Below are 18,052 nucleotides of genomic sequence, written 5' to 3'. Positions count from 1 at the left end.
TCAGTTGAGGCGGTCGGCGATGTACTGCGTGACGTCCTGGGCGATCTGGGCGGCGGTGTCGTCGCGCTCGGGGTATTTGGTGGCCCACGGCCTCCCCGGATGCAGGGTGTCCCACATAGAGCGCTTGCCGTTGACGCGGCCGCTGCCGGGATCATGATTGCCGAAGCCGTCGAGAACCGCGTTCCACACGGGCCGGTAGCGGCGGATCATCGCGGACTCGCCGAGGGCGATCCAGATGTCCTCGACGACGAGCCAGCGCGCGCGGAAGTCGGCGATGTCGAGGTTCTCGGCGGCGCGGACGCTCTTCGCGTGCTCGCGGATTCGCGACGACAGTGTCTTGGTGTCGGTGTGCGACACGGCTTCCAGGCCGCGGCGACCGCCCTTGGGCACGGCCTTGCCGACGTAGATCGGCTGAACCAGCGACTCGGCGTTCGCGGCGGCCAGTTCGGCGTAGGCGGGGAAATCGCCGGTATAATACAGCGCGTAGACACCGGCCCCGTAGAAGGCCTTGACGTCGTCGAGCGGGACCGGTTCCATCTCCTCGATCTGGTTGACGACCGATTTCGCGAGGTTGCCCATGTCGAGGGGGTTGAACGGCGCGCTCACGCGCTCGCCGAACCGCGCTTGGCCCTCTGGCGCGACACCGCCTGAGCCCTGGCCGCGTTGAAGTCGGCGACGTCCAGGTGCTCGCGGACCGACAGGGCCACGGTCTCGGCCAGCATCACCGGAACCGCGTTGCCGAGTTGGCGCATCGCCTCGGACCACGGACCGTGCAGTCGGTAGCGGTCGGGGAAGGTCTGCAGGCGGGCCGCCTCGCGGACGGTGAAGTACCGCACCGAGCCGTCGACGTCGCGCAGCATGTTCTCGCCGCCGGGCACGCCGTGGACGCCGGCCTTGAGCGCCTTGGCCGGGGCGTCGATGTAGGAGCCGGTGTGTCCGGGGTAGGACCTGGCTCCCGGCTGCAGCACGTGGTTGAGGTACTTGGTACTCCCGTTGCGCGTGGGTTCGGGCAACCCGCGCAGCGCGTCGCGGACCGTCCGCCACGGCTTGAGCGGGCCATCGACGAGCGCGGCGGTCCGCACCGTGGGGGTTCGGTACTTCTTGGCGACCTTGTGCCATTCCCAATAGGAGCCGTTGTCCTGCGCGGCGCGCAGCGCCGCCGCGGAGTGCGTGGGCGACGGGAAGCTCCACTCGGCGTCGACGTCGGAACGGAAACCGACGAAGAACACGCGCCAACGCTGCTGTGGCACACCATAGTCGGCGGCGTTGACCAGGGTCGGCATTACCTTGTACTGGAGGTCGGAGCGCACGGAGGTGTGCTCGGCTTGCAGACGCGCGAAGTGGTCACCCCAGGATTCGCCCGCCTTGGCCACGATCTCGGGGTGGCCCAGGCGCAGCTGGATGTAGCTGTAGTAGTCGGAGAACGCCGAGCGGGTCAGACCGCGGACGTTCTCGACGATGAACGCGCGGGGACGGAGTTGGCGGATGACCTCGGCGGTGGCCGGGAACATGTCGCGCTTGTCGTCGGCGGCGGCGCCCTTGCCGCCGGCGGAGAACGGCTGGCACGGCGGCCCCCCGCTGACCAGGTCGATTCCCTCGGGGACGCTCGACCAATCGACATAGCGGACGTCGCCCTCCTCGACGTCGATGTCGCGGACGAGTGGGTAGCCGCCGTCGCGGTTCTCGCGCAGGGTGTCGCAGGACCACCGGTCCCACTCGGCCACGACCTCGGTGGTGAACCCGGCCAGGTGGGTCCCGAGCGTCAGACCGCCCCCGCCGGCGAACAGCTCGACACTTCGCATGCCTCGAGGATAGCCAGTCGGGGTCGGGATTCCACGCGGGGTCACGGCATGTCCTCGGATCGATCGGCGACAATGGCTGGTATGGGCGAGAGCTGGGCGTCGAGCCCCGCGGCGCGGGCCTCGATGCGGGGCAACCGCCGCCGCGACACCCGGCCGGAGCTGGAGGTGCGCCGGCTCCTGCACGCGATGGGGCTGCGCTACCGGGTCGACCTCGCGCCCCTGCCCGAGTCCCGACGGAATCGCGCCGACATCGTGTTCATCCGAGCGCGGGTCGCGGTGTTCATCGACGGGTGCTACTGGCACAAGTGCCCGGATCACTACCGCCCCGCGCGGAGGAACGCGAACTTCTGGTCGGCGAAGATCGAGGGGAATCGCGAGCGGGACAGGCGCGTAACCGCGATGCTGGAGGGGGCAGGCTGGACCGTGCTGCGGTTCTGGGAGCACGAACCGGCGGCGGAGGTCGCCGACGCCGTCGCGGACGAGGTCCGCGCCCATGCGCCTGTGGACCGACGAACGGCCGACGGTCCCGGCCCGGGATAGGTTGGGCGCGTGGATGACCCGCTGCCGCCCGACCCGCCGCCCGGCATGTGGGAGGCGATCGAGTCGCTGCTGGCGCACGAACGCGAGCTGTGGGAGGTGGGCATCGACGCGCCGCCGTGGTACCGGCACGAGTCCGACTGAGCGAGCACCACCGAGGATGTTTCGCGGGCAGATTACGCGAGTCAAGCCGATCCCTTGCATGCGCCGCTAGAGTAAGGGAGAATGGAACTAGCGCCCGGCAGGTATGGGCACTTTTCCCCGCGAAGCGGGGATGAATCGAAAACGCGACGCTTCGGCTTTGCGCAACGGTCACCTTTTCCCCGCGTATCGGGGATGTACGACCGAAGGCCCGCAATGTAACGCATTGCGGGCCTTCGGTCGTTGTGGGCGAGTTCGCTGTCAGTCGATGAGTTCGACCGCCGGCACGGTGCCCTCCCTCAGGGCCAGCTCGAACATGGAAAACTCCGTACCACCCATGACGTAGTCGAGAGCGTACGGAATCGGGTAAATACCCCCAACGCCCTGATCGAAGCTCAGCGCGTTCTCGACGTAGCCGGCGGCCTCGATCAGGGCGAACGGCTCGAAGTCGTAGTCGGGATCGGCAACGAGCTCGGCCCACTCCTTCTTGAGAACCGGCACCCATTTGCAGGCGACTTCGCGGATCAACCCGTCGATCGCCGCCTGAGAGTGCTGCCCCTCGAACGGGAAGCGTGCGATCGCCAACGAGATCGGGTCGTGGGCGTCCAGCCCTAACTCGATGTCGGTGTCGGTGAGTTCCTGGTCATCATCGTCGTCCACCCGTCCGACCGGGTTGCCGTCGCGGTCGAGCCCGGTCTCGGCGTTGTCGATCATCTGCTGGGCCAGCGGGGCGATCACGTCGAGCAGCTTGTTGATGTCGGTGGCCGACGCGGTGGCAGGGATGGAGTAGTTGCGGTCGACTCCGCCGAACTGGCGCGGCGTGAATACGCAACCGACCTCAGAGTCGATGTCGACGATGATCAGTCCCGTGTCGAGCGAGACCTCGATGGAGACGGGCTGCGGTTCGAATTCGCCCTGGTACTGGGTGTAGACAACCGTGTCCTTGTGGATGTGGACGACCTCGACCAGCGTGCGGTCATCGTCGATGTGGGTGTCGGTGGTGTTCGCAGTGATCATGTTCGCTCTCCTTTGCCTGGCGCGTCGGCGGAATGCCTTCGCATGACTCAATTATGCACCGACACTGATGCAGTATCAAGCGATAATACTGGAATTTTCCTAAAAGTTTGAGTCGGTGTCGGTGTACAATCCGATCATGACCATTCAAGCTCTGTCGATCGCGCAGTTCGCCGAGGTCGCCGGGATGCCCGTGGAGACTGTCAGGTCGATGCACCGACGAGGCCAGTTGCCCGCCCCCGACGTCGAGATCGGGCGGGATACGACCCGGCCGATCCGCGGGTGGAGCAGGGAAACTGTCGAAGCGTGGATGAAGGAGCGCTCGGCTGGTGGGCGCGGCAAACCGCCCAGGCCTTCGAGTGGGTAGGTCGGGGACACAGGCGATTGACCAGCTGAGTCATGCACGTCACGCAGAGGACCGGCCAGGTGGTATCGGCGGCGGGACTGTGACGATGAAGACGAGGACACCGCGCCGTCGGGTGCGGGGTCCTCGTGAGCCGGTGAAGGGGTACCGGTCAATCGCGGTCGACCTTACGCGTCGCCGTTGCACCGCGGGACCGGCGTCATCGCGCGGCGCGGACGTTGCGGATCGAACGGCCCGTCGTGGGTGAGCAGGTCATGCTCGTCACGGCCGAGGTAGTCGAAAGCGGCGTCGCTCAACGCCTCGCGATCGGTCTCGCTGGCCAGGCCGACGAGTTTGCCGTCCACGACCAGGGCGTACGCGAGTGCCTGGACCTGCACGACGTAGCGCTCGGGCACCGCGCCGTAGGTGTAGGCGGCGACGTCTGCCGGATCGTCAGGGCCGGCCACCCGCTGCACCTCGACGGGGTCGCCGGGGCGGCGGACGCCCATGCGCTTGCCGAAAGCCCTTGTCTGCCAAGTGATCCCGTCGATCTCAAGCTCGTCGAAGGTTCCCGTTAGTCACTCCTCACTCCTCGTGCTGGTCGGGTCGATCGGCCCAACGCGCGCCATCAAACGGTCAACGGTGGCGATCCGAGGGTCCGGCCGCCATCTCGGACGGTCCCGGACCGCCACGAGGCGGACACTGTCGAGGTCGTCGACGATCGCAATGGCCTGGTCCCGAGTGCCGATCCGCGCGCCGCCCGGCGTGTAGGCCCTGAGTGTGACCAGGGCCAGGCCCGGGCCGTCGACATGGACGGGACCGTCGATGTTCGCGACGCCCACCATGTTGGGCACGTCGATCAGCACGTCACCGCGTCGAAGATCGGCGAACTTGATTCGCTGGAATGTGGACTCGCAGAAGATGGTCCCTCCTTATAGATGACGTCGGATGCTGTATTCGACGTCGGGATGGGCAATGAAGACCGTCCGGCCGGCGATTTCGTGGCCGTCGTGGTCGATGACGACCATCGACAGCATGATGCCGCCGGATTCCATGACCTCGATGCCGGTGATCCCGACGTCGGCGTCGTGGGTGAAGCCGACGATCCGGTCCCCGCCGCGCAGGTCACGGGCAGCGACGGTGTGGCGGATGGCGGTCACCGCGCCATCCTGTCGTGGGGGTACGACATGTCCGCCCGTGGTGGCCTGCCACGCTCTCCGGCCGGCCACCGCGCGACGGCGGTCAACTGTCATCCACACCAGGCTGCCCGGCGGTCTTGTCGATGAGGCGGTCGAGCGCCTCATTGCGGCACAGCCGGCAACCCCGCTTGTCGTGGAGGGCCGTGCGGCGGCACGTCGGGCACCGCAGGATCGAGGGCTCGGACGGGTAGAGATCCTCCATGTCACAGGCTCCGGAAGACGTGGACGCCTCCGTGACCTGTGGGAACGACGGTGAAGTCGGATTCGAGGTCGGAGATCCAGCTGTCCCAGTTGAAGTACCTGACGGCGACGTGGTCGTCGTCGAGGCCGTCGAACAATGCGAGATCCTCAGCGAGCTGGAATGCGTAGTCGCGAAAGCTATCCCACTCTCCCGCGTAGCGCTCCTCGAAGTCGCCGACACAGGGAAGGTCGCTGTCGCCCTGAGCGACGTAGCTCCCCGACCGGACCCAGGCGCACAGTGCTGGCCACTGCTCGGGGCCGACCTCGTCGTACGTCTCGGCCCACTCGCCGGCCTCCACCGGCGACATCTCGCGGTCCACCGGGATGTTGTCGGTGTCGAGGCACCATAGCTCTTCGTGCGTGTGCTCGCGGATCGGCCGACCGTGCAGCTGGGAGGTGGTGACCTCGGCAGCGTCGGCACAGTCGTACCAGTCGCCGACGAGTCGGCCGGCGTTGTAGCACTCCAAGCACCCGATCCAGACTCGCGGCTCGTCGACGGCGGGGCGGTCGTGGGCGGTGGTCATGGCAGCTCTCCGATCAGGGTCTCAACGCGGGCGGCGGCATGGCCGGTGTCGGTGGTGTTGTGGTCCAGCGCGTACTCAAGGGTCCAAATGGCCTGCACGAGGGCGTGACTGCCGGTGAGGCGGTGAGCCTCGGCGACGTCCCAGGCGCGGGTGATGAGGGCCTCGGCGGCGGTGACGGTCACTCCCACGGCAAGCTCGCGATAAGTGCGTCGGCGGAGAGATTCTCGCTGGTGGTTAGGCGGTGCTGCTCGACGGCGGCCTCGACCTGGCCAGGGTTGAGCAGGTAGTAGCTGCACCGTGGCCCGGCGCGACCGTCGGTGAGGACGACGCGGGTGTCGGGGTCGACCTCGATGCCGATGACGGCCAGCGCGTCGCGGGCGACGACCTGGGCCTGACCCGGGGTGTAGAGGTAGTCGACGTCCTCGGGGGTCAGGGCGTTTGTGCTGTTGTGCTGGTGCGCGGCCTCCTCGCGGGTGAGCCCGCGGGCGCCGGGCGACAGGTGATGGGCCTGGATCTGGCGTTCGATCCACGGATCGGTGACGGTGGTGGTGGGTGCGGACATGAGAAGACCTCCTCGACATGGGTGTCGAGGAGGTCCTTGCCGCCGGCTGCGCCGGTGGTGTCTATCTCAGTGCGGTGATGACGGCCCCGGTGCGACCGGGCAGCGGGGCTGCGTGAGGGTCGCGTTTGGCGATGGGAACCGTGGGGTGAGTGAAGTAGTCACTGATGAGAGCGTCGACGGATGCCTTGCTGTCGGCGACCACCGCGTGCTGGCCGTGGTCGCGCATCCTCCGGATCATCGCGACCTGGCTGGGGCGGGGCGCCTCGTCGGGCCGCTTGACCTCGACGAACAGGGTTACCGAGTCGTCGTTGGCGTCGTGGCCCATCAGGACTCGGTCGGGTACGCCGACGTGCCCTGGTGACGTGAACTTCAGGCAGAGGACGCCGATCTCGGCGCAGCGCTGGACGAGATGCCGCTCGATGGCGGATTCGCGGGGCGCGCTGGATCGGGTGCTCATAGTGTCGATTGTACCGACGAAATCTACTGCGGCACAGCCCTTTATGTTGTCACAGTCAATCGCGGTAGGCGCCGAGAAGGTCTCAGTGTCGCAGGGTGTAATTAGGTTCTATGGAGTATTCCGCCGTGGACATGCCGTCCTCGTCGGCGATGACGCGCATCGTGTGGGCGCCGAGGCGGTCGACGGTGTGGCGCACGCTCTGGATGGGTGACATGGATTTCCTCCCGGATGATCGTCGGACAGCCGCCTGGTGACATGCCCAAGTCGGCTCACCTACTTGGACGTATCGGACGCCGTTTCGGATCCATCCCGGAATCTGTGCGACAATGGAGGCCGAGAGCCACGATGGTTCTCAGCAACACAGGAAAAAGGTACAAAGCAATGGCACAAGGAACCGTCAAGTGGTTCAACGGCGAAAAGGGCTTCGGCTTCATCGCTCCCGACGATCAGGGCGCAGACGTCTTCGTCCACTTCTCTGCGATTCAGGGCAGCGGCTTCCGCAACCTTGAAGAGGCACAGCGGGTCGAGTTCGACGTCGAGCAGGGAGCCAAGGGGCTCCAGGCCACCAACGTCTCCGTCATCTGACGACACGATCTTCACCAGAACCCCGGCATCCATCAGGATGCCGGGGTTCTGCGTTTCGCGGGGATGTTATCTGTACTCACCGACGAGACGGTGTGGACTATCCATCTCGTGGGCTCACCTGGTACCGGTTTCGCCGGCACAGGCCGGCGCGACGACGCTGCCGGCTCACATCCCGCCCAGCACCGTCGACGCCAACCCGATGACGACCGGCACGATGCCCAGGCAGACGAAGGCCGGCAAGAAGCACAGCCCGAGCGGCCCGCTGATGGCCACACCGGCGCGTTCCGCGGCGGCGGTGGCGGTGTCGTGCGCCTGACGTCGGGTCTCGTCGGCGAGTTCGGCGAGACCGGCCGCCAACGACGACCCGGCCCGGGCACTGCGTCGGGCCATCGATGCCAGCGCGTCGAGGTGCGGCTGCGCACCGACGACGGGCGTGTCCGACGCGGTGAGCACCGACCACGCGGTGTCCGGGTCGGCACCGAGGCCGAGTAGATCGGCCACCTCGGTGAGCGGGCCGGCCAGCGAGGCCGGCGCCGAGGCGGCGACGGTGGCCGCGGCGGTCCCCACCGGGAGTCCGGCGCGTAGACAGACCGCGAACAGGTCGAAGGCGGCCGCCACCGCGAAGGGGTCGTCGGAGTCCGACCGGACGCCGAGCCATCGCGGCTCCCGCGTGGGTGCCGGCGGCGGGTCGACGACCCGGTACAGCAGCCATCGTGGTGCCGGCCAGAGCACGGCCGCCGCGCCCGCCACCATCAGCGCGATCGACACCGTCACGGGGTCAGCACCCGCGCGGTGAGACGTTCGGTCCAGACGAGTCCGGTCGCCGCGAGCGAGGTCCCGATCACGAGCAGCAGTCCACCGATCCCACCGCCGAGCAAGACACCCAACGGTCGAGCGCCGGTGGCCTGGCCGAGTGCGATACCGAGCACCGGTAGCCCGGCGAGTACCAGCGCGGTCGCCCGTGGGCCGGCCAATCCGGCGCGGGTCCGATCGACGAATGCCCTGCGTGCCAACAGATCCGAGCGCAGTGCACCGAGCAGGTCCGCCATCGGCAGGCCGTGCCGTTCCGCGGTCTGCCACGCCACCCCGATCCGCTGCCACGACACGGGCCCCCACGTCGCGTCCCACTTCTCGGCGGCGTCGATGACCGCCCCACCGAGTTCGGCCCGGCACGCCATTCCCTCCAGCCCATCGGCGACCTGGCAATCGCCTCCGCGTCTGCGCAATTCGACGACGGCGACCTGCGCCGCACGATTCGGTGGGGTACCCACCGACAGTTCCGAGATCATCATCGACAACGCACGCGTCATGTCGTCGATCCGACGGTCGGCGTCTCGTTCGGAACGTCGACGCCGCTGCCGCCAGGCGACGACGGCCACCACCACCGCGGCAGCCACCGCGGCCGCGACCCCGCCGAAGAGCACGGCAGCCAACGGAACCACACCCAGCAGCATCGGCCGCAGGTCGGTGGGGCGCCGCATCCTCCGGTGGACACGCAACCGATGTTCGCCGTGCGTTGCCGGCCACCACAGGCAGGTCAGCGCGCCGGCGATGAGCAACGGCACCCACCCCGACCCTCCCGTCATCGGGTGGCCACCAGCTCGTCGAAGACGGCTTTGGCCGAGGTGAAACCGCTGTGACGCAACCACATCGGGGCTACCCGGACCAGTCCGTCGTCGCCTCGGGACACCAGACCGATCTCGACGAGACCGCGGTCGCCGTCTGCGGTGCGCGCCACGCCGAGCACCACCTGCAACGCCGCCGCCAGCTGACTGTGCAGGGCGTCGCGGTTCATCCCGCCGAGCGCGGCGAGAGCCTCCATGCGGGCCGGCACCTCAGCGGTGGAGTTGGCGTGGACGGTGCCCGCACTGCCGTCGTGTCCGGTGTTGAGTGCGGTGAGCAGGTCGATGACCTCGGCGCCGCGGACCTCGCCGACGATGATGCGGTCGGGCCGCATGCGCAGCGCCTGCCGGACCAGCGCGCGGACGGGAACCTCGCCGACACCCTCCACATTCGGTGCGCGCGCCACCAGCCGCACCACCTGCGGATGTTGCGGCGCGAGCTCCGACGCATCCTCCACGCACAGCACGCGCTGCGCCGGATTCATCTCGCCCACAAGGGCATTGAGCAGCGTCGTCTTTCCGGACCCGGTGCCGCCGACGATCAGGAAGGCGAGTCGCGCCCGCAGCATCTCGCGCAGCACGCCGACCACCTCGTCGGGGATGGCGCCGGACGAGATGAGGTTGTCGAAATTCTTGGTGGCCGAGCGCAGAACCCGCAGGGAGATGCAGGTACCGTCGGCGGCGAGCGGCGGGATGATCGCGTGCAGGCGCACCGTGTAGCCGCGACGGCCGATGTTGGCGAGTTGTCCGTCGACCCAGGGCTGCGCGTCGTCGAGGCGACGGCCGGCACCGAGCGCGAGCCGTCCGGCCAGTCGGCGGACCGATGATTCGTCGGCGAAGGTGATCGGCGCGCGTCGTAGTCCCTGTCCGCGATCCACCCAGACGTCGTCGGGCCCGGCGACCAGGATGTCGGCGATGTCGGGTTCGGCGAGGAGCTGCTCGAGTTTGCCGGCCCCGGTCAGCTCGGTCTGCAGAAACCGGAGTGCGGCAAGCAGATCGGTGTCACCGAGCACCCCGCCGGATTCGGCGCGGATTGCGGCGGCGATCACCTCGGCGGTCGGCTCGGCGGCGTCGGAGGCCAGCCGCGCGCGTACCCGGTCGAGGAGTTCCTCGTCGGTGTGTGCGCTCATGCGACGGCCCGTTCGGTGGGCGCGGCCCGCCGGTAGATCACCTCGGCCGCGCGACCCAGCGGATTACGCGGGGTCACCCGCGGCCGACCGGATTCCAGCCGGGCGGCCATCCGGGGATCGGGCCGGTAGGACGCCAGCAGCGGCAGTCCCACCGCGTCGGCGACCTGACCGGCGCGCAACCCGCCGGGCGACGGACCGCGAATGCACAGTTCGACGCGGACACCGTCGAGCAGCCGCCCGACGGTGCGACGTGCGGCCGCGCAGCCCAGCACCGTCGGGGTGGTGACCAGGACGACGAGGTCGACCGATTCGATCGCCGCCCGCGTCACCGCCCCCTCGGTGCGGGGCAGATCGATGACCACGAGGTCCCCGTTGCCGCGGCCGGCATCGATCACCGCGGTCACCGCGTCGGCGCGCGGCGGGCGGGGATCGTCGCCGCGCGAGGCCAGCACCGACAACATCTCCTCGGCCTTCGGCAGCGCGTGGTGCAGTGCCCCGCCGACGACGACGCCACCCTCGAGAGACAGGTCTCCCCATCGCAGACCGGATCGGTCCTCGATGCCGAGCAGAAGGTCGGCGCCCGGGCCGAGATCGTCGAGGTCGAGCAGCAGGGTCCGCGTCGCCGCGCGTGCCGCGGTGAGTCCCACGGCCACGGCGAGCACGGAAGCCCCAGCTCCACCGTGCGCAGACATCAACGCGACTGCGCCGGCCGGGCTGCGACGCGGCGCGCGCAGTTCGCTGAGTAGCCGCACGAGTCGGCCGTCGTCGCCCGGCAGGGTGAGTACATCCGCGGCCCCGAGGTCGAGGGCGAGCCGCCAGCTCCGGGGTGGTGGTTCACCGCCGGTGACCAGGATGACGCCGTCGCGGCGGGGCGGGCGGGCCGCGGTGAGCAGATCGAGGGCGGCCGGATCCACCAGCACCGCACGCGATGTGAGCCACGCGCGCCGGCAGTCGGCGGCATCGGCGACGATCATCCGGTAGCCCGCGGCGGCCGCGCACCGTGCCGCATCGTCGAGCAGGTCCGGGCCCACCAGGGCGAGCAGGTCATCGGTCATGAAGCCAATCGTCGTACCTCCAACCGGCTCGAATCGCCGGTGCCGCACCGGGGAACGTCTTCTGGGGACAACCCGCCCGTCGGTGCACGACCTGTGGAAGACGCCGACCCGGCCCGTGACTATCGAGCTGGACGATCGACCGAATGACACCAGATTGTCTATAGTCAACCCGGAATTCACATCACGCAGGGGAGGCGCGTTGCCATATCTGGGGTTGATCTATCTCGTCATCTTGGTGATCGCATTGATCGACATCATCAACACCGACGAGTCGCGGGTGCGCGGCCTGCCGAAGATGGCCTGGGTGATCCTGGTGGTCATCCTCCCGTTGGTGGGTGCACTGGTCTGGCTGGCGGTGGGCCGGCCCACCGCCGACGATCTGCCTCGGCGTCCGCGGGGCGCGGCGTCGGAGTTTCCCGAATACGACAGTCCGGGTCGCTACGTGCCCACCGACCCCGACGCCGACCGCGAGTTCCTCCAGCAGCTTCGTGACCGCGCCGAGGAGCAGCGACGAACCGCGCGGGAACAGGAACGACGACGCCGCGAACGTGATGTCGACCCGGACGCCGTGGACTGACACATCGGGGCCGCACAACCGAGGCTTACGCCGCAACTGTCGGGGCCGAAGAAACGGCCCCCAGAAAGAGGACAACCCCGGCCAGGGGGGGAGGAGGCCGGGGTCGTCGCGTTTCAGCCCCGGGGGGTCGGGCTGAAAGGCGCCGATCGAAGTGAATCGATCGGGTAGCCCCGACTATACACACGCCGTTCGATTCATTGCAACTACAACAAAGGAACTTTGCCAGGTCACGATTTCATATCGGACCTGCAGTTTTATTACCGTACCGTAAGTTAAGGTAAGGGCTGGTGGGACCGAAGTGTCCGACGCTGTCGGCCGTGGGCCGTACGCTTGCGAACGTGACCGACACCACGTCGAACGGCCCGCCGCCCGGCCGTCGGATCGCCGCCTTCTTCGACCTCGACAAGACGGTCATCGCCAAGTCCAGCGTGCTGGCCTTCTCCCGCCCCTTCTACGCCGGCGGACTGCTCAATCGCCGTGCCGTCCTCAAGTCCGGGTACGCGCAATTGGTATTCCTGCTGTCCTCTGCCGACCACGACCAGGTGGAGCAACTGCGCAAACACATCACCGACATGTGCCGCGGCTGGGACGTCGATCAGGTCGCGACGATCGTCCGCGAGACCCTCCAGGACGTGGTGGCCCCGCTCGTCTTCGCCGAAGCGGCCGAACTGATCGCCGACCATCATCGGCGCGGACACGACGTCGTCCTGGTCTCGGCGTCGGGCCGCGAACTGGTGGAGCCGATCGGGAAGCTGCTGGGCGCCGACCACATCCGCGCGAGCGAGATGCGCGTCGTCGACGGTCACTACTCGGGTGAGCTCGAGTTCTATTGCTACGGAGAGGAAAAGGCGGTCGCGGTCACCGCGATGGCGGCCACCCACGGATACTGTCTGGCCGATTGCTATGCCTACTCCGACTCGGTCACCGACCTCCCGATGCTGGCCGCGGTGGGCCATCCGGTGGCCGTCAATCCCGACAAACGACTTCGACGCCACGCCCTCGAGCACGGCTGGGGCGTGCTGAGCTTTGCCCATCCCGAACCCGCCCACGCACGGTTCACCGGACGTGGGCCGGCGCTCGTCGCGGGTGCGCTCGTCGTCGCCTCAGCCGCGGCGATCGGGTCAGTTACCTTGCGCCGCTTGCAATCTGGAACCTAGTCCGGTAAGAGAGCCGACCCTGCGACGACGCCACCCAACATTGGCCCATCAGACCCTTGATGTGACCGTGGTCACGGTGTAGAAAGGGGGTTACGGAATCTCGGAAGGCAAAGTTCGACCCGGAAGAGAAGGATCGAACCCCCACGCCGAGCACTTCCCAGCACGGGCGGCAAGTACCCACGCGGAGCGCGCCGCATAGAGGCAAAAGCGTTGTGCGCCTGCGACATTGCGGTCAGAGAACAGTCGATCACCAGGTAGCGCCCATGGGATATCCACTGGCGGAGCGAGTTCCCCGGAACCAGCCCAGCGGAGAAACCCCAGAGGCCCTTCGAGGCCATTCGACACGGCAGCATCGGTGACCGACACCGGGACCTGGCTCGTAATCCCTCGCCGAGGCGACAAACACAACCCACCTTGCACGCTTGGTAACTTGGGTCCGTGCTTACGCGGGCGGCAACCTGGCCGGTACAACCGGCAGGGAGGCCGCCCGCGGTGCTGTCCGGGGTAGGACGAGATCTGAACCTGTGCGGTGCCCCAATCGGATAGTGCACCCCGCCGACCCCCCACGTACAGATTTCGCCCCGGGCCGACCTATCCCGCCCGCGCGGCTTCGGCGATCGAACGCGCCTCGCCCGCACCGGCTTCGAGCGCCTCGCAGCAGAACACGATCCACTCCCCCACCCCGGCCGGCGTGCCGGAGGCGAAGGCCCGCGACAACGTCCGGTACTCGGCCACCCGTTTGAGCCAGGTCACCTCCGGGACGCCCAGATTGTGCGGATCCAGGCCGGTGGCCGTACTGACCAGCCTCGACGCGGCGCGCGCGACGATCCCGTTCGCGGTGGGGAAGGCCGCCAGCCCGAGTAACTCGCCGTGCACAACGGCAGCCAGCACAGGCGCCGGCGCCGACGTCGCGCCCGTGATCAGTTGACCGAGCAGGTCGAGGCGACCGGGGACGTCATCACCCGCCCGGGGGCGACCGAGATCGTCGGCGTCGTCGACCAGGCCCGCGGCGGCCAGCATGTGCAGCCGCGCGAATGCCTGCGCCGGGGCCCGGCGGAACACGGTCGTCAAACCGTCCAGCGAATCACCGTCGAGAGCCTGCGCCACCCGGATCGCCCCCGCCAGGATCGGGTCGTCGAAGTCGCCGTCCCGCCGGAGTTCGACACTGCCGCCGTCGATGGCCGCCGACGAACGACCGGCACGCCACGACGCCTCGGTGGCCGTTTTGTCCCATCCGCGCAGGTTGGCGGGGTGACGATGGACCGCGGACAGTGCGTCGCGCGCGCGGTCGGCGGCATCGCGCACGCCGGGCAGATCCAACAGCGGCGCGAGCGGATCAGTAGTCACGACTCTCGACGATAGTTGCCGTTCGTCGTCGTGCCGACACCGCTCACCGCGAATACCGGGCTGCCGAACGGACCGGCACCTGCAACGACTTCCCAACGTGACTACCCTCACAATGGGTCCCCGTCACAGGAATCTCCCACTGTCGTCGAGAGTGAAAGGCACACGCCAGTCCCATGTCTTCCGCCACACAGCCAACCCCCACCAAGGCCTACCCGCCGTCCGACGAGTTCGCCGCGCAAGCCAACGCGCCCGCCGAACTCTACGATCGCGCCGACGCCGACCGGCTCGAGTTCTGGGCCGAGCAGGCCCGCCGCCTCGACTGGGACACCGATTTCGATCAGGTTCTCGACTGGTCGGATGCCCCGTTCGCCAAGTGGTTCGTCGGCGGCAAACTCAACGTCGCCTACAACTGTGTGGATCGCCATGTCGATGCGGGCAAGGGTGACCGGGTCGCGATCCACTGGGTCGGCGAGCCCGGCGATCACCGCGACCTGACCTACGCCCAGCTCAAGGACGAGGTGTCCAAGGCGGCCAACTACTTCTCCTCGATCGGCCTCGAAGCCGGCGACCGGGTGGCCATCTACATGCCGATGGTCCCCGAAGCCCTCATCTCGATGCTCGCCTGCGCCCGCCTCGGCCTGACTCACTCGGTGGTTTTCGCCGGGTTCTCCTCGGGTGCCCTGCGCTCCCGCGTCGACGACGCCGAGGCCAAACTCGTCATCACCACCGACGGCCAGTACCGGCGCGGTAAGCCGGCGCCGCTGAAGACTCAGGTCGACGAGGCGCTGGGCACCGGCGACGACGCGGCGAAATCCGTCGAGAAGGTCCTCGTGGTGCGCCGCACCAACCACGATCCCGAGATGAACTGGGTCGAGGGCCGCGACGTGTGGTGGGCCGACACCGTCGACGAGCAGTCCACCGAGCACACCCCGGAGGCCTTCGACTCCGAGCACCCCCTGTTCCTGCTCTACACCTCCGGCACGACCGGCAAGCCCAAGGGCATCGTGCATTCCTCGGGCGGCTATCTCACCCAGACGTCGTACACCTTCCACAACGTGTTCGACCACAAGGAAGGCCGTGACGTCTTCTGGTGCGGCGCCGACATCGGCTGGGTGACCGGACACTCCTACCTCGTCTACGGCCCGCTCTCCAACGGCGCCACCGAGGTGGTCTACGAGGGCACGCCCAACTCCCCCAACGAGCACCGCCACTTCGAGATCATCGAAAAGTACGGTGTCACAATCTATTACATCGCGCCGACGCTGATCCGCACCTTCATGAAGTGGGGCCGGGAGATCCCCGACGCCCACGACCTGTCCAGCGTGCGGCTGCTCGGCTCGGTGGGCGAGCCGATCAACCCCGAGGCGTGGAAGTGGTACCGCGAGGTCATCGGCGGCGACAAGGCCCCCATCGTGGACACCTGGTGGCAGACCGAGACCGGCGCCATCATGATCTCCCCGCTGCCCGGCGTGACCGCGACCAAGCCGGGATCGGCGATGAAGCCGCTGCCCGGCATCTCGGCCAACATCGTCGACGACCAGGGCAACCCCGTCGGCGCCGGTGAACAGGGCTACCTCGTGCTCGATCAGCCGTGGCCGTCGATGCTGCGCGGCATCTGGGGCGACGACGAGCGCTTCCGCGAGACCTACTGGTCGCGCTTCGCCGAACAGGGCTGGTACTTCGCCGGTGACGGCGCGCGCTACGACGACGACCACGCCCTCTGGGTGCTCGGGCGAGTCGACGACGTCATGAACATCTCCGGGCACCGCATCTCCACCGCGGAAGTCGAGTCCGCCCTCGTCGGACACTCCGGTGTCGCCGAGGCCGCGGTCATCGGTGCCGCCGACGAGACCACCGGTCAGGGCATCGTCGCCTTCGTCATCCTGCGCGAAGGCGTGGAGAACACCGGCGACCAGCTCATCGCCGAACTGCGCCAGCAGGTGTCGGTGGAGATCTCCCCGATCGCCAAACCCCGCGAGATCAACGTCGTCCCCGAGCTGCCCAAGACCCGCTCGGGCAAGATCATGCGACGGCTGCTCAAAGACGTCGCCGAGGGCCGCGAACTCGGCGACACCTCGACACTGGTCGACCCGTCCGTCTTCGAGGCCATCCGCGCCCGAAAGGCCTGATCTCGCGTCCGCGTGGCGAGTGCCCCCGAACCGCGCGCCGTCGGATGCCCACATCCGGCGGCGCGCGGTTGCATGGGTGGCGCGAGACCCCACGATGGTCTGCATGGCAACATATGGGCCATCACCCGATCAACGGAGGATGCTGTGAGCCGCAACGAGCCCGGCCTGCCCGAACCCGCCCGTGACCCCCACGGTTCGGTCCCATCGATCCCGCTCTCCGACGCGAGCCTCGGCCGCAACGGGGAACCCACCATCGGCAACCTGGTGAAGGATGCCAGTGCCAGCGTGTCGACCCTGTTCCGCTCCGAGGTGGCGCTGGCCAAGGCGGAGCTGGTCGGGGAGGCCAAGAAGGCGGGCGCCGGTACCGCCGCGCTGGCCGTCGCCGGCCTGATGGCGCTCTACATGAGCTTCTTCTTCTTCATCTTCCTCGCGGTGCTGCTCGACGTGTGGCTGCCGCAATGGCTGGCCTATCTGATCGTGCTGATCCTGCTGCTGGTGATCACGATCGTCGTCGCCGTTGTCGGCTACGTGCTGTTCAAGAAGGTGCGCGGGCCCACCAAGACGATCGAGACAGTCAAGGAGGTGCCGACGGTGCTGCCGCACCGCGGTTCGAGTGACTCCGGCGCCGACGGCAAGGTTCACCCGCAGATCCCGGCCGCGCGCGAGGGCTGAGCCTCCGTGGCTCCCGATCCGTCGAGCGTGCGGATATCCGGTGACTGGCACCACTTCGATGTGCGCGCCAACGGCGTGCGCTTCCATGCCGTCGAGCTCGACCGACGGGGTCTCACCGACCGTCCGCTGATCCTGCTGCTGCACGGCTTCGGCGAGTTCTGGTGGAGCTGGCGGCATCAGCTCGTCTCACTGACCGACGCCGGCTACCGGGCCGTCGCCGTCGATCTGCGTGGGTACGGCGACTCCGACAAACCGCCCCGCGGCTACGACGGCTGGACCCTGGCCGGTGACACCAATGGTCTGGTCCGCGCGCTCGGACACACCGACGCGACGCTCGTCGGGCACGCCGACGGCGGGCTGGTCTGCTGGGCCACCGCCACCCTGCATCCGCGGGTGGTCAACCGCATCGCGGTGATCGCCTCACCCCACCCGCGGGCGTTGCGGCACAGCGTCGTGCGGGAATCCGAGCAGCGATCGGAGTTCCTCGGCGGCTTCCTGCGCAATCAGCTCCCGCGGCTCGGCGAACGCGAATTGACCCGCAACGACGGCGCTTTCATCGCCGACTACTTCGCAACCCGCTCGTCGGCGGCCTGGCAGGCCACCGACGACTACACCGAGACGCTGGCCCGCAACCGCTCGGCGGTACAGATCCCCTACGTCGCCCACTGCAGCCTGGAGTACCGGCGATGGGCGTTCCGATCACAGTTCCGGCCCGACGGCTTCCGGTTCATGGAGCTGATGAATCAGCGGCTGCACATCCCCGTGCTGGCGCTCCGCGGAGCCGACGACCCGTTCATCCTCGACGGCGTGATGGCCGCCAGTGAGCGTTGGGCCGCACATCTCAAGTACAGGCAGATCGAGGGCAGCGCCCACTTCGCCCATCAGGAACAGCCCGATGCGGTGACCGAACAGCTCGGCAAGCTGCTACATGTCACGGTGTGAGTCTCGGACCTGGTGGT

The 18,052-nt window shown here is 68.2% G+C and carries 24 protein-coding genes; 8 read left to right on the top strand and 16 right to left on the bottom strand.

The window, feature by feature from the left end; all coding sequences use genetic code 11:
- Complete coding sequence (locus tag GBRO_RS02630) at window positions 1-606, bottom strand: Eco29kI family restriction endonuclease (protein ID WP_012832453.1); 606 nt, start codon at window positions 604-606, stop codon at window positions 1-3.
- Window positions 603-1,802 carry a DNA cytosine methyltransferase gene (locus GBRO_RS02625; RefSeq protein WP_012832452.1) on the bottom strand — a complete coding sequence of 400 codons (1,200 nt, stop codon included), beginning with the start codon at window positions 1,800-1,802 and terminating at the stop codon, window positions 603-605. The genes GBRO_RS02630 and GBRO_RS02625 overlap by 4 nt, the downstream gene beginning before the upstream one ends.
- A 72-nt stretch (window positions 1,803-1,874) precedes the next feature.
- Between GBRO_RS02625 and GBRO_RS02620 the strand changes: the two genes are divergently transcribed.
- On the top strand, window positions 1,875-2,342 hold the full coding sequence (locus GBRO_RS02620; protein ID WP_012832451.1) for a very short patch repair endonuclease: 468 nt from the start codon (window positions 1,875-1,877) through the stop codon (window positions 2,340-2,342).
- 9 nt (window positions 2,343-2,351) lie between these two features.
- Complete coding sequence (locus tag GBRO_RS27340) at window positions 2,352-2,483, top strand: hypothetical protein (protein ID WP_012832450.1); 132 nt, start codon at window positions 2,352-2,354, stop codon at window positions 2,481-2,483.
- A gap of 258 nt (window positions 2,484-2,741) precedes the next feature.
- Here GBRO_RS27340 and GBRO_RS02615 read toward each other — a convergent pair whose 3' ends face one another.
- From GBRO_RS02615 to GBRO_RS26600, 9 genes are all read right to left on the bottom strand, one after another.
- Entirely contained in the window at window positions 2,742-3,497 is a 756-nt protein-coding gene (locus GBRO_RS02615; RefSeq protein WP_012832449.1) for a hypothetical protein, read from the bottom strand.
- 528 nt (window positions 3,498-4,025) lie between these two features.
- Window positions 4,026-4,346 (bottom strand): hypothetical protein, encoded by a 321-nt coding sequence (locus GBRO_RS02605; protein WP_012832448.1) that lies wholly within the window; start codon window positions 4,344-4,346, stop codon window positions 4,026-4,028.
- Window positions 4,347-4,415: 69 nt separating this feature from the next.
- Complete coding sequence (locus GBRO_RS02600) at window positions 4,416-4,703, bottom strand: hypothetical protein (RefSeq protein ID WP_012832447.1); 288 nt, start codon at window positions 4,701-4,703, stop codon at window positions 4,416-4,418.
- Window positions 4,704-4,769: 66 nt separating this feature from the next.
- Entirely contained in the window at window positions 4,770-5,090 is a 321-nt protein-coding gene (locus tag GBRO_RS02595; protein ID WP_227892842.1) for a hypothetical protein, read from the bottom strand.
- A gap of 149 nt (window positions 5,091-5,239) precedes the next feature.
- A complete protein-coding gene (locus tag GBRO_RS02590) occupies window positions 5,240-5,800 on the bottom strand; it encodes an antirestriction protein ArdA (RefSeq protein ID WP_012832444.1) in 561 nt (186 codons plus the stop codon).
- A complete protein-coding gene (locus tag GBRO_RS02585; protein WP_012832443.1) occupies window positions 5,797-5,988 on the bottom strand; it encodes a hypothetical protein in 192 nt (63 codons plus the stop codon). Before GBRO_RS02585 ends, GBRO_RS02590 begins: the two co-directional genes overlap by 4 nt.
- Window positions 5,979-6,362, bottom strand: a complete 384-nt coding sequence (locus tag GBRO_RS02580; protein WP_012832442.1) for a hypothetical protein — start codon at window positions 6,360-6,362, stop codon at window positions 5,979-5,981. Before GBRO_RS02580 ends, GBRO_RS02585 begins: the two co-directional genes overlap by 10 nt.
- A 61-nt stretch (window positions 6,363-6,423) precedes the next feature.
- The gene (locus tag GBRO_RS02575) at window positions 6,424-6,819 is read right to left on the bottom strand and encodes a PDDEXK family nuclease (RefSeq protein WP_012832441.1); all 396 of its coding nucleotides are present in this window, start codon (window positions 6,817-6,819) and stop codon (window positions 6,424-6,426) included.
- Window positions 6,820-6,901: 82 nt separating this feature from the next.
- The gene (locus GBRO_RS26600; protein WP_012832440.1) at window positions 6,902-7,033 is read right to left on the bottom strand and encodes a hypothetical protein; all 132 of its coding nucleotides are present in this window, start codon (window positions 7,031-7,033) and stop codon (window positions 6,902-6,904) included.
- Between the two features lie 167 nt (window positions 7,034-7,200).
- On the opposite strand from GBRO_RS26600, the gene GBRO_RS02570 reads away from it, so the two are divergent.
- Window positions 7,201-7,404 (top strand): cold-shock protein, encoded by a 204-nt coding sequence (locus GBRO_RS02570; RefSeq protein ID WP_041919688.1) that lies wholly within the window; start codon window positions 7,201-7,203, stop codon window positions 7,402-7,404.
- Between the two features lie 165 nt (window positions 7,405-7,569).
- Here GBRO_RS02570 and GBRO_RS02565 read toward each other — a convergent pair whose 3' ends face one another.
- Genes GBRO_RS02565 through ssd form a run of 4 tightly spaced genes read right to left on the bottom strand, consistent with a single transcriptional unit; the run spans window position 7,570 to window position 11,211 of the window.
- Window positions 7,570-8,157 carry a type II secretion system F family protein gene (locus tag GBRO_RS02565; RefSeq protein ID WP_041920162.1) on the bottom strand — a complete coding sequence of 196 codons (588 nt, stop codon included), beginning with the start codon at window positions 8,155-8,157 and terminating at the stop codon, window positions 7,570-7,572.
- Between the two features lie 17 nt (window positions 8,158-8,174).
- Window positions 8,175-8,990, bottom strand: coding sequence for a type II secretion system F family protein (locus GBRO_RS02560; RefSeq protein WP_041919687.1), 816 nt, complete (start codon window positions 8,988-8,990; stop codon window positions 8,175-8,177).
- A complete protein-coding gene (locus GBRO_RS02555; RefSeq protein ID WP_012832436.1) occupies window positions 8,987-10,156 on the bottom strand; it encodes a TadA family conjugal transfer-associated ATPase in 1,170 nt (389 codons plus the stop codon). Before GBRO_RS02555 ends, GBRO_RS02560 begins: the two co-directional genes overlap by 4 nt.
- Window positions 10,153-11,211 (bottom strand): septum site-determining protein Ssd, encoded by a 1,059-nt coding sequence (gene ssd / locus GBRO_RS02550; protein WP_012832435.1) that lies wholly within the window; start codon window positions 11,209-11,211, stop codon window positions 10,153-10,155. The genes GBRO_RS02555 and ssd overlap by 4 nt, the downstream gene beginning before the upstream one ends.
- 199 nt (window positions 11,212-11,410) lie before the next feature.
- On the opposite strand from ssd, the gene GBRO_RS02545 reads away from it, so the two are divergent.
- Both GBRO_RS02545 and GBRO_RS02540 read left to right on the top strand, forming a co-directional pair.
- On the top strand, window positions 11,411-11,788 hold the full coding sequence (locus GBRO_RS02545; protein ID WP_012832434.1) for a PLD nuclease N-terminal domain-containing protein: 378 nt from the start codon (window positions 11,411-11,413) through the stop codon (window positions 11,786-11,788).
- Between the two features lie 338 nt (window positions 11,789-12,126).
- Window positions 12,127-12,945: an HAD family hydrolase gene (locus GBRO_RS02540; protein WP_041919686.1), complete on the top strand. Its 819-nt coding sequence runs from the start codon at window positions 12,127-12,129 to the stop codon at window positions 12,943-12,945.
- Between the two features lie 591 nt (window positions 12,946-13,536).
- Here the strand turns inward: GBRO_RS02540 and GBRO_RS02535 are convergent.
- Window positions 13,537-14,292: a hypothetical protein gene (locus tag GBRO_RS02535; RefSeq protein ID WP_012832432.1), complete on the bottom strand. Its 756-nt coding sequence runs from the start codon at window positions 14,290-14,292 to the stop codon at window positions 13,537-13,539.
- Between the two features lie 173 nt (window positions 14,293-14,465).
- Between GBRO_RS02535 and acs the strand changes: the two genes are divergently transcribed.
- The 3 genes from acs (at window position 14,466) to GBRO_RS02520 (ending at window position 18,035) form a co-directional block, all read left to right on the top strand.
- Window positions 14,466-16,421, top strand: a complete 1,956-nt coding sequence (acs, locus tag GBRO_RS02530; RefSeq protein ID WP_012832431.1) for an acetate--CoA ligase — start codon at window positions 14,466-14,468, stop codon at window positions 16,419-16,421.
- Window positions 16,422-16,565: 144 nt separating this feature from the next.
- Window positions 16,566-17,093, top strand: coding sequence for a phage holin family protein (locus GBRO_RS02525; protein ID WP_012832430.1), 528 nt, complete (start codon window positions 16,566-16,568; stop codon window positions 17,091-17,093).
- Window positions 17,094-17,099: 6 nt separating this feature from the next.
- Window positions 17,100-18,035, top strand: a complete 936-nt coding sequence (locus tag GBRO_RS02520; RefSeq protein WP_012832429.1) for an alpha/beta fold hydrolase — start codon at window positions 17,100-17,102, stop codon at window positions 18,033-18,035.
- Window positions 18,036-18,052: the final 17 nt, after the last annotated feature.

This window comes from Gordonia bronchialis DSM 43247, from assembly GCF_000024785.1.
Taxonomy (GTDB): Bacteria; Actinomycetota; Actinomycetes; order Mycobacteriales; family Mycobacteriaceae; genus Gordonia; species Gordonia bronchialis.
The sequence above is the reverse complement of the archived record's forward strand: the minus strand, read 5'-3'. Positions and strand labels throughout refer to the sequence as shown.